Source organism: Paludibacter sp. 221 (assembly GCF_010501035.1).
Classification (GTDB): Bacteria; Bacteroidota; Bacteroidia; order Bacteroidales; family Paludibacteraceae; genus QVMH01.
This window is the reverse complement of the sequence record NZ_QVMH01000006.1, coordinates 90,587-106,261: the sequence shown is the minus strand read 5'-3', so window position 1 is coordinate 106,261 and position 15,675 is coordinate 90,587. Positions and strand designations below refer to the sequence as shown.

General features: G+C 41.3%; 11 protein-coding genes and 1 tRNA gene. 2 read left to right on the top strand and 10 right to left on the bottom strand.

Translation table 11 applies throughout. The annotated features are described in order from the left end of the window. Positions 1 to 91 precede the first annotated feature (91 nt). Positions 92 to 1,441 carry an FISUMP domain-containing protein gene (locus tag D0T49_RS02815; RefSeq protein ID WP_163629067.1) on the top strand — a complete coding sequence of 450 codons (1,350 nt, stop codon included), beginning with the start codon at positions 92 to 94 and terminating at the stop codon, positions 1,439 to 1,441. A 338-nt stretch (positions 1,442 to 1,779) separates the two neighbouring features. After that, positions 1,780 to 2,370 carry an RNA polymerase sigma factor gene (locus D0T49_RS02810; RefSeq protein ID WP_163629066.1) on the top strand — a complete coding sequence of 197 codons (591 nt, stop codon included), beginning with the start codon at positions 1,780 to 1,782 and terminating at the stop codon, positions 2,368 to 2,370. 427 nt (positions 2,371 to 2,797) lie between these two features. Here D0T49_RS02810 and rpoC read toward each other — a convergent pair whose 3' ends face one another. The 10 genes from rpoC to tuf form a co-directional block, all read right to left on the bottom strand. Then, on the bottom strand, positions 2,798 to 7,093 hold the full coding sequence (gene rpoC / locus D0T49_RS02805) for a DNA-directed RNA polymerase subunit beta' (protein ID WP_163629065.1): 4,296 nt from the start codon (positions 7,091 to 7,093) through the stop codon (positions 2,798 to 2,800). A gap of 85 nt (positions 7,094 to 7,178) precedes the next feature. Continuing rightward, positions 7,179 to 10,991 (bottom strand): DNA-directed RNA polymerase subunit beta, encoded by a 3,813-nt coding sequence (gene rpoB, locus D0T49_RS02800; RefSeq protein ID WP_163629064.1) that lies wholly within the window; start codon positions 10,989 to 10,991, stop codon positions 7,179 to 7,181. 287 nt (positions 10,992 to 11,278) lie between these two features. Continuing rightward, complete coding sequence (gene rplL, locus D0T49_RS02795) at positions 11,279 to 11,659, bottom strand: 50S ribosomal protein L7/L12 (RefSeq protein ID WP_163629063.1); 381 nt, start codon at positions 11,657 to 11,659, stop codon at positions 11,279 to 11,281. Positions 11,660 to 11,747: 88 nt separating this feature from the next. Continuing rightward, positions 11,748 to 12,269 carry a 50S ribosomal protein L10 gene (rplJ, locus tag D0T49_RS02790; protein ID WP_163629062.1) on the bottom strand — a complete coding sequence of 174 codons (522 nt, stop codon included), beginning with the start codon at positions 12,267 to 12,269 and terminating at the stop codon, positions 11,748 to 11,750. Positions 12,270 to 12,281: 12 nt separating this feature from the next. Next, a complete protein-coding gene (gene rplA, locus D0T49_RS02785) occupies positions 12,282 to 12,977 on the bottom strand; it encodes a 50S ribosomal protein L1 (RefSeq protein ID WP_163629061.1) in 696 nt (231 codons plus the stop codon). Between the two features lie 18 nt (positions 12,978 to 12,995). Beyond that, positions 12,996 to 13,439, bottom strand: coding sequence for a 50S ribosomal protein L11 (gene rplK, locus D0T49_RS02780; RefSeq protein WP_163629060.1), 444 nt, complete (start codon positions 13,437 to 13,439; stop codon positions 12,996 to 12,998). A gap of 60 nt (positions 13,440 to 13,499) precedes the next feature. Then, the gene (gene nusG, locus D0T49_RS02775; RefSeq protein ID WP_163629059.1) at positions 13,500 to 14,045 is read right to left on the bottom strand and encodes a transcription termination/antitermination protein NusG; all 546 of its coding nucleotides are present in this window, start codon (positions 14,043 to 14,045) and stop codon (positions 13,500 to 13,502) included. Positions 14,046 to 14,071: 26 nt separating this feature from the next. Next, positions 14,072 to 14,272 (bottom strand): preprotein translocase subunit SecE, encoded by a 201-nt coding sequence (secE, locus tag D0T49_RS02770; RefSeq protein ID WP_163629058.1) that lies wholly within the window; start codon positions 14,270 to 14,272, stop codon positions 14,072 to 14,074. Between the two features lie 15 nt (positions 14,273 to 14,287). Further along, positions 14,288 to 14,360: transfer RNA gene (locus tag D0T49_RS02765), tRNA-Trp, on the bottom strand. 79 nt (positions 14,361 to 14,439) lie between these two features. Continuing rightward, positions 14,440 to 15,627, bottom strand: a complete 1,188-nt coding sequence (gene tuf, locus D0T49_RS02760; protein WP_163629057.1) for an elongation factor Tu — start codon at positions 15,625 to 15,627, stop codon at positions 14,440 to 14,442. Positions 15,628 to 15,675: the final 48 nt, after the last annotated feature.

Here is a 15,675-nt window from a genome sequence, read left to right as displayed (position 1 = left end):
AAAATAAAAATTATGAATCAACTATATTATTAACTGCACTCTCCAAAGTCCCCCCTTGTGGGGGGATTCAGGGGGGCTTATTATTACAATCATGAACAGAAAACAATCATTACGACAGACCCTTATTTTGTTCTGTCTTTTTCAATTTTCGTTTTTCATTTTTAGTGCAAATGCACAGGTAACTATCGGTGCTGACAAAGCACCCGAAACATTCTCGGCATTAGAGGTAGTAAGTACTACGGGAGGTTTGCGCTTGCCTCAGCTTACTACCGACCAGCGTAATGCCTTATCGGTAAGTGGTAAGGATTTGGCTAAGGGGCTAACCATTTACAACACTACCACTAACTGTACCGACACATGGAACGGTACTGTTTGGGTGTCCGACTGTAGTGGCGGTAATAGCAACCTTACTATTGTAACTCAGCCTCGTAAATTCAACTGGAAAGAAACCGTAGGTGAAGGTACTCTGTTAGGTGTTGGTACTGATGCGGCTACTATCAGCGTGACAGCTACAGGTATTGCTCCTCTTACTTACCAATGGTACGAAGTGACAGCTAACACCAACGCCGCTCCTGCCCCTATAACTGGTGAAACAGCAGCAACTTTTACTCCCGACTTATCAGCATTGGGCATGCGCCGTTATTACTGCCAAGTTACCGATGCTAACAGCAATAGTGTAAACAGTGATATAGCCGAAGTGGCAGTAGGCTGTGGGACTAAAACAGTAGCGGGAGGATGGAGTACGTTTATGTGCTATAATCTGGGTGCTACAGATCAGAGTATAGAAGCCCAAAAGACATATAGCAGTCCTGTGTTTTCTTATCCTAATACAAGAGATAATAACTCAGTTGTTTACGGCGACTTATACCAATGGGGACGTATAACTGATGGTCACGAGAAGCGCAACAGTACTATAACAACAACATTATCTGATAACAACGATGCTACAGTTCCCGACGGTATTTCCGGATCTTTCATTAAAGTTTCGCTTCACCCATATAACTGGGTTGATGTAGCAATGGTGGCTACTGCCGATTTAAACTGGCGTAACCCCAAAAACAGTACTTACGACCCATGTCCTGTCGGTTGGCGTGTACCTGCTCAGGGCGAGTGGAGTGATATCTTCCGTGGCGGTTCAACTTCCGGTGCTTCGAGTGCTGCTGTGGCTAATACTTGGACATGGCACGACGCTGCTAACGGTACTGCCGGTTACGAGATTAAACCTGATGGTGAGACTACTACTTTATTTTTACCTGCTGCCGGCTACCGTGCCTACAATACTGCCGAACTCCATAATGTAGGCTCTGGAGGCCACTATTGGATTGGTAGCTTTAACAACGTGTACTCGTACCACTTGGCCTTCAGTAATAGTCTCGTGTACCCTGCGGATATTAGCTGCCGAGCGAACGGCTTAAGCGTACGGTGTATAGCGGAATTGTAATCCTTATTGTATCAACACATTATAAGTATTACTTTTTTTAAACAATAATGAGCCGGTATTTATGAATTTAAATTCCGGCTTATTGCTATTTTCTTTTTAACTATCTGTATTTCAAAGCAAATAATTTCCCTGCTAAAATATTTTTTATTTAAAAGACATTTATTATATTTGCATAATATAGGATGAGCCTTAGCAAAGTTTCAAACAAGTTTGACTTTACGTTCGGCTTTCACTATATTTGCATTAATAAATAACAATTAACACTTCAAACATTTAATAATAAACGATTATTGCCTATTGCCCACAATTACTACATTTAACTAAAAAAGGAGTAATACATGAATTTACATCAACTGACCGATGAAAAATTGGTAAGGTTGTTTGAGGCTGGCAATAGTAAGGCATTTGAAGTGTTGTTATTAAGATATAAGTCGAAGGTTTTCTCTTATATATTCCTCTTTGTCCGCAACCGCGAGCTTACCGAAGATATTTTTCAGGACACATTCATCAAAGCCATTGCTACTATTCAACAAGGCAAATATGTTGAATCAGGTAAGTTTTTGGCATGGATCAACCGGATAGCCCACAATCTTATTATCGACCATTTCCGTCGCGAGAAAAACGAAAACACCTTTTCGGCCGACGGTGTAGAATACGATATAATAAACGACACCAAGCTAAGCGAAAAAAGCATCGAAGACATACTGTCGAACGAACAGGTTTTGCGCGATGTGGTGCAACTGGTTGACTACTTACCGTCGAGCCAACAAGCTGTGGTGCGTATGCGATTTTTCGAAGGGCTGAGCTTCAAAGAAATAGCTGAAAAGACTGACGTAAGTATCAACACTGCTTTAGGGCGTATGCGCTACGCTTTGCTAAACATGCGGCGTATGGCCACTGAAAGCGATGTGCATCTGGAATTAAAATAATTTCATACCGATACATACTATTTTGTAGAGTAGTGCGTTTTATATTCAAAGTAAAATATGAAATGCCTATGCCAAAAAATTCTACATTATCAAAAAAGTCTGAACCGGATTCAATTTCATTAAAAAAACAACAAACAACAAACAGCCTGCAACCGAAGAAAGAAACCCTAAAAAAAATTTTGCAATTTGCAGCAACTTACAGAACTGAGGAAATAACAAACAACCGGTTTAGCGAAATTTATTTGAATTGAAAAAGTTCAGATAATGCAAGAGAGGACACCTAAAAAGATGTCCTCTCTTGTTTTATCGACACACCTTACCACGCGAAAGATTCGTCGCACAGCAGCGATGAATAACCTCTACCCATACACTACAAAAAAAGCCGGAATTCATTTCTGAATCCGGCTTTTTTCTATCAAAATAGATTTTATTCTTCGTCTAACATTTCGTCGTCGGTATCTACAATATCCAACACATTTTTACGTGCGTCCATTTTCTTTTCATACTCGTCGCGCGAATAAACAATCAACTTATCAAAAGGACGTTGTCCTGTTCCCGCAGGAATCAAGTGTCCACAGATAATGTTTTCTTTCAATCCTTCCAACTTATCAACCTTTCCGTTGATAGCAGCGTCGTTCAACACTTTTGTTGTTTCTTGGAAGGCTGCTGCCGACATGAAACTTGTAGTTTGTAACGCTGCACGTGTGATACCTTGTAATATCTGGTTCGAAGTTGCAGGTATAGCATCACGCGTTTCGACCAAGCGAAGGTCGCGACGTTTCAATATACTGTTCTCATCACGCAGCTTGCGGGTAGTGATAATCTGTCCGGCTTTCAGCGTTTCCGAATCTCCCGGATCTAGAATTACTTTTTTACCCCAGATACGGTCGTTTTCTTCCATGAACTCGTTTTTATCAACGATTTGTTTTTCAAGGAAGCGGGTATCACCCTGCTCTACGATTTCGACCTTACGCATCATCTGACGTACGATAACCTCGAAGTGCTTGTCGTTAATTTTCACACCTTGCAGGCGATATACGTCCTGTACTTCGTTTACAATATAATCCTGAACGGCAGTAGGCCCCTTGATAGCAAGAATGTCGGCCGGAGTAGTTGCCCCGTCAGAAAGCGGAGTACCTGCACGCACAAAGTCGTTTTCTTGCACCAATATCTGTTTTGAAAGCGGAATAAGATATTTTTTCATTTCTCCCGTTTTCGAAGTTACCGACAATTCACGGTTACCACGTTTGATTTTACCGAAACTTACTTCACCATCAATCTCAGCTACAACAGCAGGATTAGAAGGGTTACGTGCCTCGAACAATTCCGTTACACGTGGAAGACCTCCGGTGATGTCACCAGCTTTGCCTACAGCACGTGGAATTTTTACAAGCATCTGACCTGCTTTAATCTTATCCCCATCCTCAAGTACAAGGTGAGCACCCACAGGTAAGTTATATGTACGTAAAACCGTTCCTTTTGAGTCAACAATATGAGCACTTGGAACTTTAGTACGGTCTTTCGACTCAACCATAATTTTTTCACGCAAACCAGTAGCCTCGTCTGTCTCTGTCTTGAAAGTAGCACCTTCTACCACATCTTCAAACTTGATTTTACCTTCGGTTTCCGAGATAATAACAGCGTTAAATGGGTCCCACTCACAAATCAACTGCCCTTTCGAGCCCATATCGCCATCTTTCACGTATAGCTTTGAACCATAAGGTATATTCTGAGTTGTAAGTGCGATATTAGTATTCACATCTACAACACGCATTTCGGCCAAACGGCTTACTACTACACCATATGGTTTTCCGTTTTCATCGGTTGCATCTACAGTACGAAGCTCGTCAAATTCTAAACGGCCATCGTAACGCAGCACAATTTTAGATTCGGCAGCAATGTTCGAAGCGATACCCCCAACGTGAAACGTACGCAGTGTCAACTGTGTACCCGGCTCACCGATTGACTGTGCCGCGATAACGCCCACAGCTTCACCTAAATGAACCATTTTTCCTGTTGCCAGGTTACGTCCATAACATTTAGCACAAACGCCTTTTTTCGATTCGCAAGTCAATACCGAACGGATTTCAACACGTTCTATCGGCGAATCCTCAATAGCTTTTGCCAAAGGCTCGGTAATTTGCTCACCCGATTGAACAAGCAATTCGCCTGTAAGCGGATGGTGAATATCATGCACTGACACACGTCCTAAGATACGCTCGTAAAGTGACGAAACAACATCTTCGTTATTTTTCACTTCAGTAGCAATCAATCCGCGTAATGTACCACAATCTTCCTCAGCAATAACCACATCTTGCGATACGTCAACCAAACGACGTGTGAGGTAACCCGCGTCAGCCGTTTTCAACGCCGTATCCGCAAGACCTTTACGGGCACCGTGAGTAGAAATAAAGTACTCAAGTACCGAAAGTCCTTCCTTAAAGTTCGACAAGATAGGGTTTTCAATAATTTGTCCACCCTCAGCTCCCGATTTTTGCGGTTTTGCCATCAAACCCCGCATACCGGACAACTGGCGAATCTGTTCCTTAGAACCCCGAGCTCCTGAATCCAACATCATGTAAACAGAGTTGAAACCCTGATTGTCTGTCGAAAGTTGTTTCAACAAGATGTTAGAAAGCTTAGAGTTGATATGAGTCCAAGTATCAATAATCTGATTGTAACGCTCGTTGTTAGTTATGAATCCCATGTTGTAGTTATTCATAATTTCTTCAACCTCAGCATTACCTTCTTTTATAAGTTCTTCTTTTTCGGCAGGGATAATCACATCGTTCAGGTTGAACGACAATCCACCCCTGAATGCCATACGGTAACCCAAATCCTTAATATCATCAAGGAATTGTGCTGTACGGGCAACACCGCATACTTCGATTACGTTACCGATAATATCACGAAGCGATTTTTTAGAAAGCAGTTCGTTGATATATCCAACTTCTTCGGGCACATGTTGGTTAAACATAATACGTCCCACAGTTGTATCAATCAAACGCTCCTCGCCTTTCACGTTCAAACGCACTTTAATCAACGAGTGTAAAGCAACTTTTCCTTCGTTATATGCAATTTCAGCTTCTTCCGCCGAATAAAAAATCAAGCCTTCGCCTTTAGCGCCTTCACGTGGTTTGGTAATATAGTACAATCCTAAAACCATGTCTTGCGAAGGTACCGTAATAGGCGCTCCATTGGCAGGGTTCAAGATGTTATGCGAACCTAACATCAACATTTGAGCTTCGAGCACTGCCTCGTTTCCAAGTGGCAAGTGAACAGCCATCTGGTCACCGTCGAAGTCGGCGTTGAACGCAGTACACGAAAGCGGGTGAAGCTGAATAGCTTTTCCTTCAATCATTTTTGGCTGGAAAGCCTGAATACCCAAACGGTGAAGAGTCGGGGCACGGTTTAGTAATACGGGATGTCCTTTCATCACGTACTCTAATATATCCCAAATAACAGGATCTTTACGGTCGATGACTTTTTTAGCCGATTTTACCGTTTTTACTACCCCTCTTTCGATAAGTTTACGGATAATAAACGGCTTGAACAGTTCGGCTGCCATCTCTTTAGGCAGACCGCACTCGTGCATTTTCAGTTCAGGACCTACAACGATTACCGAACGTGCCGAATAGTCAACACGTTTACCAAGCAGGTTCTGACGGAAACGTCCTTGTTTACCTTTCAAGCTGTCCGAAAGCGATTTCAACGGACGATTAGCATCAGTTTTTACCGCACTCGATTTGCGCGAGTTGTCGAACAACGAGTCAACCGCTTCCTGAAGCATACGTTTTTCGTTACGCAAAATGATTTCAGGAGCTTTAATCTCTATCAAACGTTTCAAACGGTTGTTACGGATGATAACACGACGGTATAAATCATTCAAGTCAGAAGTAGCAAAACGTCCTCCATCAAGCGGAACCAACGGGCGCAATTCGGGCGGAATAACAGGAACGATTTTTACAATCATCCACTCCGGTTTGTTACGCGACTTGGAAGCACGGAACGATTCTACTATCTGTAAACGTTTCAATGCCTCTGTTTTACGTTGTTGCGATGTATCTGTATTTGCTTTGTGACGCAACTCGTACGACAATGCGTCCAAATCCAAACGGCTTAATAAATCATATACTGCCTCTGCCCCCATTTTAGCAATAAACTTATTAGGGTCAGAGTCATCAAGCATTTGGTTTTCGCGAGGAAGATTATCCAATATATCCAGGTATTCTTCTTCGGTCAATAATTCGCCATTAACTATATTTTCATCATTCTCGGCAATACCTGCCTGAATGATTACAAATTTTTCGTAATAGATAATAGCATCAAGTTTCTTGGTAGGCATTCCCAGCAGATAACCAATTTTGTTTGGTAACGAACGGAAATACCATATATGCGCTACCGGAACAACCAACTGAATGTGTCCTGTACGCTCACGACGTACTTTCTTTTCAGTAACTTCCACACCACAACGGTCGCAGACAATACCTTTGTAACGAATACGCTTATATTTTCCGCAATGACATTCAAAGTCTTTGGTAGGACCAAAAATACGTTCGCAGAAAAGCCCGTCACGCTCAGGTTTGTAAGTACGATAGTTAATGGTTTCCGGTTTAAGTACCTCGCCATGCGATAGTTTTAATATTTCTTCAGGTGAAGCAAGTCCAATTGAGATTTTATTAAAACTACTGCTTTTTGCTTTATTATCGTTTTTAAAAGCCATATTTTGATTTACTATTTAATCATTTACAATTTACTATTGGTGCTAAACAATCCCGAAAGCCTCCCTCTCAGGAGATTCAGGGAAGTTAATCCAAATTGATACTTAATCCCAGACCACGAAGCTCGTGCAGTAACACGTTCAGCGATTCCGGAATACCCGGTGTAGGCATTGGGTCACCTTTTACAATAGCTTCGTATGTGCGGGCACGTCCATTCACATCGTCAGACTTCACAGTAAGTATTTCCTGCAAAATATGAGCAGCACCAAATGCCTCGAGCGCCCAAACCTCCATTTCTCCGAAACGCTGACCACCAAACTGAGCTTTACCTCCAAGTGGCTGTTGAGTAATAAGTGAGTATGGCCCGATAGAACGCGCGTGCATCTTATCTTCAACCATGTGACCCAGTTTCAGCATGTAGATTACACCTACTGTAGCAGGCTGGTCAAATTGTTCGCCTGTTCCACCATCGTACAGGTATGTTTTACCATAACGTGGAATTCCGGCTTTGTCAGTCCATTGGTTCAGGTCGTCAAGAGATGCACCGTCAAAAATAGGAGTCGCAAAATTTACACCCAACTCTTTTCCTGCCCATCCAAGAACTGTCTCGAATATCTGTCCAAGGTTCATACGCGAAGGCACACCAAGCGGATTCAATACGATATCTACCGGACTTCCATCGGCCAAGAAAGGCATATCTTCCTGACGTACTACACGCGACACAATACCCTTGTTACCGTGACGTCCCGCCATCTTATCACCTACACGGATTTTACGTTTCTTAGCGATATAAACCTTAGCCATCTGTACAATTCCGTTTGGAAGCTCATCACCAATTGTGATATTGAACTTCTGACGTTTCAGTTTAGCATCCAGTTCTTTATATTTTTTCAGATAATTCAGTATAAGTTGTTTTACCAACTCATTTTTATGATTATCAGTAGTCCATTTATTCAGCAATACCGACGAATAATCTATCTCGCGCAAACGTTCCGTAGTGAACTTACTGTTTTTAGAAACAATATCGGTTCCCATGAAATCTTTCACGCCTGCCGATGTTTTATCTCCAATAAGCTGTACAAGTTTTTCAACCAAAGTCTCTTTCAGTTCATCTGCCTGAGTTTCAAACTCCTCATCCAGTTTAGGCAACAGTGCCTTATCTGCCAATTTAGCTTTTCTGTTCTTCTGAGCTTTCGAGAACAAACGTTTTCCGATAACCACCCCTGACAATGAAGGACTGGCTTTCAGCGAAGCGTCTTTTACATCACCGGCTTTGTCACCGAAGATAGCACGAAGCAGTTTTTCTTCAGGCGAAGGATCTGATTCCCCTTTAGGAGTAATCTTACCAATGATAATATCGCCCGGCTCAACACGTGCCCCGATGCGGATTATACCGTTTTCGTCCAAGTCTTTTGTAGCTTCCTCGCTAACGTTAGGTATATCGGCTGTAAATTCTTCTATACCACGTTTTGTTTCACGTACTTCGAGCAGTTGTTCCACCACGTGAATTGATGTAAATACATCATCACGTACCAAACGTTCGTTGATAACGATAGCATCCTCGAAGTTATACCCTTTCCAAGGCATGAACGCTACTTTCAGGTTTTTACCAATAGCCAACTCACCATTTTCGGTAGAATAACCTTCGGTCAGGATTTGCCCTGCTTCAACCTTCTCCCCTACACGTACAACCGGACGTAAGTCGATAGTTGTATTTTGGTTTGTTTTTTGGAATTTAGGCAACAAATATTCTTTTACGCCCGAATCGAAGCTAACGAATTCTTCGTCTTGAGTACGGTCGTAACGGATTTTGATTATATTAGCGTCAACATATTCTACCACACCTTTTCCTTCGGCTACTATCTGAGTACGCGAGTCGCGTATCAACTGAGCTTCAATTCCGGTTCCAACAACAGGAGCTTCGCAACGCAATAAAGGAACTGCCTGGCGCATCATGTTCGATCCCATCAACGCACGGTTAGCATCATCATGCTCAAGGAACGGAATCAACGCTGCTGCTATCGAAGCAATTTGCGAAGGAGCTACGTCCATCAGATTCACCTCGCTTGGGTCTACCACGGGGAAATCAGCTTCCAAACGCGATTTTACTTTCGGACGGATAAAATGTCCATCGTCAGTAAGAGGAGCGTTACCCTGTGCTACTACCAAGTCTTCTTCCTCTTCGGCAGTATAATAGTGAATACCATTTGACGAAAGGTCGACTACCGAGTTTTGTACCTTACGGTAAGGAGTCGAAATAAATCCTAATTCATTGATTTTAGCATAAATACACAACGAAGATATCAAACCGATGTTTGGACCTTCAGGCGTTTCAATCGGACAAAGACGACCATAGTGAGTATAATGCACGTCGCGTACCTCGAAACCGGCACGCTCGCGCGAAAGACCACCAGGTCCTAAAGCCGACATACGGCGTTTGTGTGTAATCTCAGCCAAAGGATTCTGTTGGTCCATAAACTGAGACAAGGCATTCGTTCCGAAGAATGAATTGATAACCGACGAAATGCTTTTGGCATTAATCAGGTCGATTGGAGTAAACACCTCGTTGTCGCGAACGTTCATACGCTCGCGGATAGTACGTGCCATACGTGCCAACCCTACACCAAACTGGTTGTAAAGCTGCTCGCCTACAGTACGCACACGACGGTTACTCAAGTGGTCGATATCATCCACATCTGCTTTCAAATTGGTTAATTCAATCAGATATTTAATGATTTCGATAATGTCTTCTTTTGTCAATACCTTTACATCGCTGCTGGTAGACAGGTTCAATTTCCGGTTGATACGGAAACGTCCTACCTCGCCCAAGTCATAACGCTTTTCGGAGAAGAAAAGGTTTGTAATAACTTCGCGTGCAGTAGAGTCATCGGCAGGTTCAGCATTACGCAACTGACGATAGATGTAAAGTACCGCTTCTTTTTCCGAGTTGCTCGGGTCTTTCTGAAGCGTATTATATATAATGGCATAATCTGCCTGATTTGTATCTTCGCGGTGCAACAGGATAGTTTGCGCGCCCGATTCGATTATATCATCCACATGGCTGTTTTCAATCACAGTTTCACGGTCAATAATCACTTCGTTACGCTCAATAGTTACTACCTCACCGGTATCTTCATCTACAAAGTCTTCAACCCAAGTTTTCAAAACCCTTGCAGCCAGTTTACGGCCTACGGCTTTTTTCAGGTTGGTTTTATTTACTTTCAGTTCTTCTGCCAGATTGAAAATCTCTAAAATATCTTTATCGCTCTCGAAACCGATGGCACGCAGCAATGTAGTAACCGGTAATTTTTTCTTACGGTCGATATATGCATACATCACATTGTTAATGTCGGTAGCGAATTCGATCCACGAACCACGGAATGGGATGATACGAGCCGAATATAGCTTCGTTCCGTTGGCGTGAATGCTTTGCCCGAAAAACACACCCGGCGAACGGTGTAATTGTGACACAATAACACGTTCGGCACCATTGATAACAAATGTACCTTTAGCTGTCATATAAGGCACAGGCCCTAAATAAACATCTTGGATAACCGTATCGAAATCTTCGTGATCAGGGTCGGTACAATATAATTTTAATTTTGCTTTCAACGGTACGCTATACGTCAACCCGCGTTCGATACATTCATCAATGGTATAACGTGGAGGATCAATATAGTAATCGAGGAATTCAAGGACAAAGTTATTACGGGCATCAGAAATAGGGAAGTTTTCTGAAAATACTTTGTATAATCCCTCCGATTTTCTTTTTTCGGGAGGTGTGTCTAATTGAAAAAATTCAAGAAAAGATTTTAACTGTACTTCCAAAAAATCAGGATATTCAAGCTGATTTTTGATTGAAGCAAAACTAATCCTTTGTTTTGTTGTTGATGAAGACATTTTCAAAGTGGTTATAATTTTTTGCAGTGAACTTATTTTGCGTTTACGGAGGCTACAAGTTTCTCATCCTTAGCCAAGAGGCGTTTGAAAAAAAACCAGCATAGGTTAGCAAGATAATAAGTGATAATTTATACTTCCGAGAAAATTCAAAAGGCCGTTGTATGCCTCAAATTTTATACCAAATAATTTCTTGTCCGTAAAAACCTGTTTTTTCTATAGCAGAAAAAGGTTTAGAATCCTTCGGGCATGAAGGAATCTAAACCAAATACCTGATTTACAGGCAATAATTATTTAAGTTCAACTTCAGCTCCGCCTTCTTCCAATTGTTTTTTCAAGGCTTCAGCTTCGTCTTTAGCAGCTCCTTCTTTAATTACTGAAGGTGCAGCATCTACCATGTCTTTAGCTTCTTTCAAACCAAGTCCGGTTAATTCTTTCACTAATTTCACGATAGCCAATTTGTTAGCACCGGCTGCTTTTAATACTACGTCGAATGATGATTTTTCTTCAGCAGCTTCAGCGCCACCACCTGCAGCAGGACCAGCAGCAACTGCAACAGCTGCAGCAGCTGGTTCGATACCATATTCGTCTTTCAAAATTTGAGCTAATTCATTAACTTCTTTTACTGTTAAGTTAACTAATTGTTCTGCAAAAGCTTTCAAATCTGCCATTTTAGTCGATTTTATTTTGTTTTGTTTTTATTCTAAAAATTTGTTTTTATTGTATTACAATCTATCAACGGATAAACTGTAAATCTTTTTATCTTTCAGCTAACGTTTTTAACACGCCGTGAATAGTAGTACCTCCTGATTGGAGTGCTGACACAACGTTCTTAGCAGGCGATTGTAACAATGTGATGATTTCGCCGATAAGTTCGTTTTTACTCTTGATATTAACAAGATCTTCCAAATGACTTGCACCAATGTAAAATGACTCTTCAACATAAGCTGCTTTCAATTCAGGCTTTCCGCTTTTGTTACCTTTGCTGAAACTTTTGATAAGTTTAGCAGGCGCGTTACCTGTTTCCGAAAGCATAAGTGAAGTTTCACCTTTCAGTACGTCATATAGTTGACTGTAATCTACATCTGAGCTTTCCATAGCTTTTTGCAGCAAAGTATTCTTTACTACAACAAGCTTGATGTTTTCTTTGAAGCAAGTCTTACGCAAATCGCTGGTTTGAGCGGCATTCAAGCCACCTATATCAGCCAGATAAACGTGAGGATATGCTGCTAATGTAGACTTCAGTTGTTCAATTACGATGCTTTTATCTTCCTTTTTCATAAACCTTAATTTTTATTCGTCAATTGATTTCGGGTCGATTTTAACACCCATGCTCATTGTGCTCGAAAGATAAATGCTCTTTACATAAGTACCTTTGGCAGCTGTAGGTTTCAATTTCATCAAAGTAGACATAAACTCTTTCGCATTTTCCACAATCTTATCTTCGGTAAATGAAACTTTACCGATTGAAGTGTGAACAATACCGAATTTATCTACTTTAAAATCAATCTTACCTTGTTTGACTTCTTTTACTGCTTTAGCCACATCTTGGGTTACAGTACCGCTCTTAGGGTTCGGCATTAAACCACGAGGGCCTAAAACACGTCCTAAAGCACCTAATTTACCCATGATAGCCGGCATAGTAATGATAACGTCAATATCAGTCCAACCGCCTTTTATTTTTTCTATATATTCATCAAGACCAACATAATCTGCGCCTGCTTCTTTTGCTGCCGCTTCCTGATCTGGAGTACATAATGCAAGAACCCTTATTTGTTTACCAGTACCATTTGGCAACGATACAACGCCGCGTACCATTTGGTTAGCTTTACGTGGATCAACACCTAAGCGTACATCAATATCAACAGAAGCATCAAACTTAGTATTGGTAATTTCCTTTACTAATCCAGCTGCTTCTTTCAATGTGTAGGCTTTGTTTGTATCAACTTTTTCCAAAGCCAATTTTTGATTTTTTGTCAATTTACCCATCTTAAGTGAAGTGTTAAATTAGTTATTATTAGGGAAATCACCCTTTACAGTTATACCCATGCTTCGTGCCGTACCTGCAACCATTCTCATGGCTGAGCTTATTTCAAAGCAATTCAAATCGGCCATTTTGTCTTCTGCTATTTGTTTTACCTGTTCCCAAGTAACTTCGGCCACCTTTTTACGGTTAGGCTCAGCAGATCCACTTTTCAATTTGGAAACTTCCATCAACTGGATAGCTACCGGTGGAGTTTTTACAATAAAGTCGAATGATTTGTCTGAATAATAAGTGATGACAACAGGCAATACTTTACCTGCCTTGTCTTGGGTTCTGGCATTAAATTGTTTGCAAAACTCCATAATATTGATCCCTTTAGAACCCAATGCAGGTCCTACCGGTGGAGATGGGTTTGCCGCACCTCCTTTAATCTGTAATTTAATAAGTCCAGCAATCTCTTTAGCCATAATTTTTAAAATTTGAATTTTAAACAGGAATGATATAATCTGTTTGTAACAAGAACAGAATTATTCCTTTTCTACTTGAGTGAAAGATAATTCGAGCGGAGATTTCCGTCCGAATATCATAACCATAACTTTGAGCTTTTTCTTCTCTTCGTTCACCTCCTCAATCACACCGCTAAAGCCGGAAAATGGGCCAAAAACTACTTTTACATTCTCACCTACAAAGTAAGGAGTAAGCATTTCTTCGCCTATTTCCTGCATCTCGTCCATAGTACCCAATATTCGGTTTACTTCGGACGGACGTATAGGGGTAGGTACATTGTTTTTTTCACCTAAAAACCCAAGTACATTCGGAGTGTTACGTAAACGATGTTGAACTTCGCCAACCAGGTTGGCTTCTACTAAGACATACCCCGGCATACAACTACGTTCTTTCGTAATTTTTTTGCCGTTACGAATCTGGTAAACTTTTTCGGTAGGGATCAAAACTTGGTTTACATATTGCCCCAAATCAGTATTCTGACGTTCGGCATCTACATATTCCTTTACCTTACTTTCTTTTCCACTAATAGCACGCAGAACGTACCATTTGAAATTTGTTTCGGACACTTTATTGACCTCCTAATTTTAAATAATTAAAAAAGCTTTCCCAGCGCGTTGTAGATAAACGTCATAATAGACTCAAAACCTAAGTCCATAAGCCAAATGATTAGTGCTAGTATGATGGAAGCTATCAAAACTATAGCAGCACTATTCATCAATTCAGACCTTGAAGGCCAAGAAACCTTATGAACAAGTTCTGTGTAAGACTCTTTGAAATAGTTAATTATTTTCATATTAAAAAATATTTGCACGGGCAGAGAGGCTCGAACTCCCGACACCTGGTTTTGGAGACCAGTGCTCTACCAACTGAGCTACGCCCGTGTATTTTAGTTTACGAGTGGAGAAGTAAACAAGTAAACAAGGCGTTTACTCGTTTACTTACTACTCGTTTACTATTTTCTTAGTCTAACAATTCTGTAATCTGACCAGAACCTACTGTACGTCCACCTTCACGGATAGCGAAACGAAGACCTACGTTACAAGCTACCGGATAGATAAGAGTAACCGTGATTTCCAAGTTGTCACCTGGCATTACCATTTCAGTTCCTTCCGGAAGTGTGATTTCACCAGTTACGTCCAATGTACGGATGTAGAACTGAGGACGATATTTATTGTGGAATGGAGTGTGACGTCCACCTTCTTCTTTCTTCAAGATATACACAGCTGCCTTGAATTTAGAGTGAGGAGTTACTTTACCCGGGTGAGTGATAACCATACCGCGTTTGATTTCGTCTTTGTCGATACCACGAAGCAACAGACCTACATTGTCACCAGCTTGACCTTCGTCAAGAATTTTACGGAACATTTCAACTCCTGTAACAACTGATTTTTTAGCTTCTGCTCCTAAACCGATGATTTGAACTTCGTCGCCAGTGTGGATGATACCTGTTTCGATACGACCTGTAGCTACTGTACCACGACCTGTGATAGAGAACACGTCTTCAACCGGCATCAAGAATGGTTTGTCTACTGCACGTTCTGGCAATTCAATCCAGTTGTCAACAGCATCCATCAATTCCATTACTTTGTCTTCCCACTCAGTAACACCGTTCAATGCTCCAAGAGCCGAGCCACGGATTACAGGAGTGTTGTCGCCGTCGAAATCGTAGAATGAAAGCAATTCACGCATTTCCATTTCAACCAATTCCAACATTTCAGCATCGTCAACCATGTCACATTTGTTCATGAAAACAACGATACGAGGTACGTTTACCTGACGAGCCAACAGGATGTGCTCACGTGTTTGAGGCATAGGACCATCAGTAGCAGCTACTACGATGATAGCACCGTCCATCTGAGCAGCACCAGTTACCATGTTCTTTACGTAGTCGGCGTGACCCGGACAGTCTACGTGTGCATAGTGACGGTTAGCTGTTTGATATTCTACGTGTGAAGTATTAATAGTAATACCACGCTCTTTTTCTTCAGGAGCGTTATCAATTGAATCGAATGAACGCAATTCCGAAAGACCTCTTTTCGCAAGAACCGTAGTAATTGCAGCGGTCAAAGTAGTCTTACCATGGTCAACGTGGCCGATTGTACCAACGTTTACGTGGGGTTTCGACCTGTCAAATTTTTCTTTTGCCATAACTCAAAGATTATTTTTTAAAAAATTAGTAATTTAATGTATATAAAA

Coding starts and splice junctions, on each gene's coding strand:
- rplJ (WP_163629062.1), bottom strand. CDS start 12,269: ATGAAAAAGGAAGATAAAAGCATCGTAATTGAACAACTGAAGTCTACA.
- rplL (WP_163629063.1), bottom strand. CDS start 11,659: ATGGCAGATTTGAAAGCTTTTGCAGAACAATTAGTTAACTTAACAGTA.
- secE (WP_163629058.1), bottom strand. CDS start 14,272: ATGAAAATAATTAACTATTTCAAAGAGTCTTACACAGAACTTGTTCAT.
- tuf (WP_163629057.1), bottom strand. CDS start 15,627: ATGGCAAAAGAAAAATTTGACAGGTCGAAACCCCACGTAAACGTTGGT.
- rplA (WP_163629061.1), bottom strand. CDS start 12,977: ATGGGTAAATTGACAAAAAATCAAAAATTGGCTTTGGAAAAAGTTGAT.
- D0T49_RS02815 (WP_163629067.1), top strand. CDS start 92: ATGAACAGAAAACAATCATTACGACAGACCCTTATTTTGTTCTGTCTT.
- rplK (WP_163629060.1), bottom strand. CDS start 13,439: ATGGCTAAAGAGATTGCTGGACTTATTAAATTACAGATTAAAGGAGGT.
- rpoB (WP_163629064.1), bottom strand. CDS start 10,991: ATGTCTTCATCAACAACAAAACAAAGGATTAGTTTTGCTTCAATCAAA.
- D0T49_RS02810 (WP_163629066.1), top strand. CDS start 1,780: ATGAATTTACATCAACTGACCGATGAAAAATTGGTAAGGTTGTTTGAG.
- rpoC (WP_163629065.1), bottom strand. CDS start 7,093: ATGGCTTTTAAAAACGATAATAAAGCAAAAAGCAGTAGTTTTAATAAA.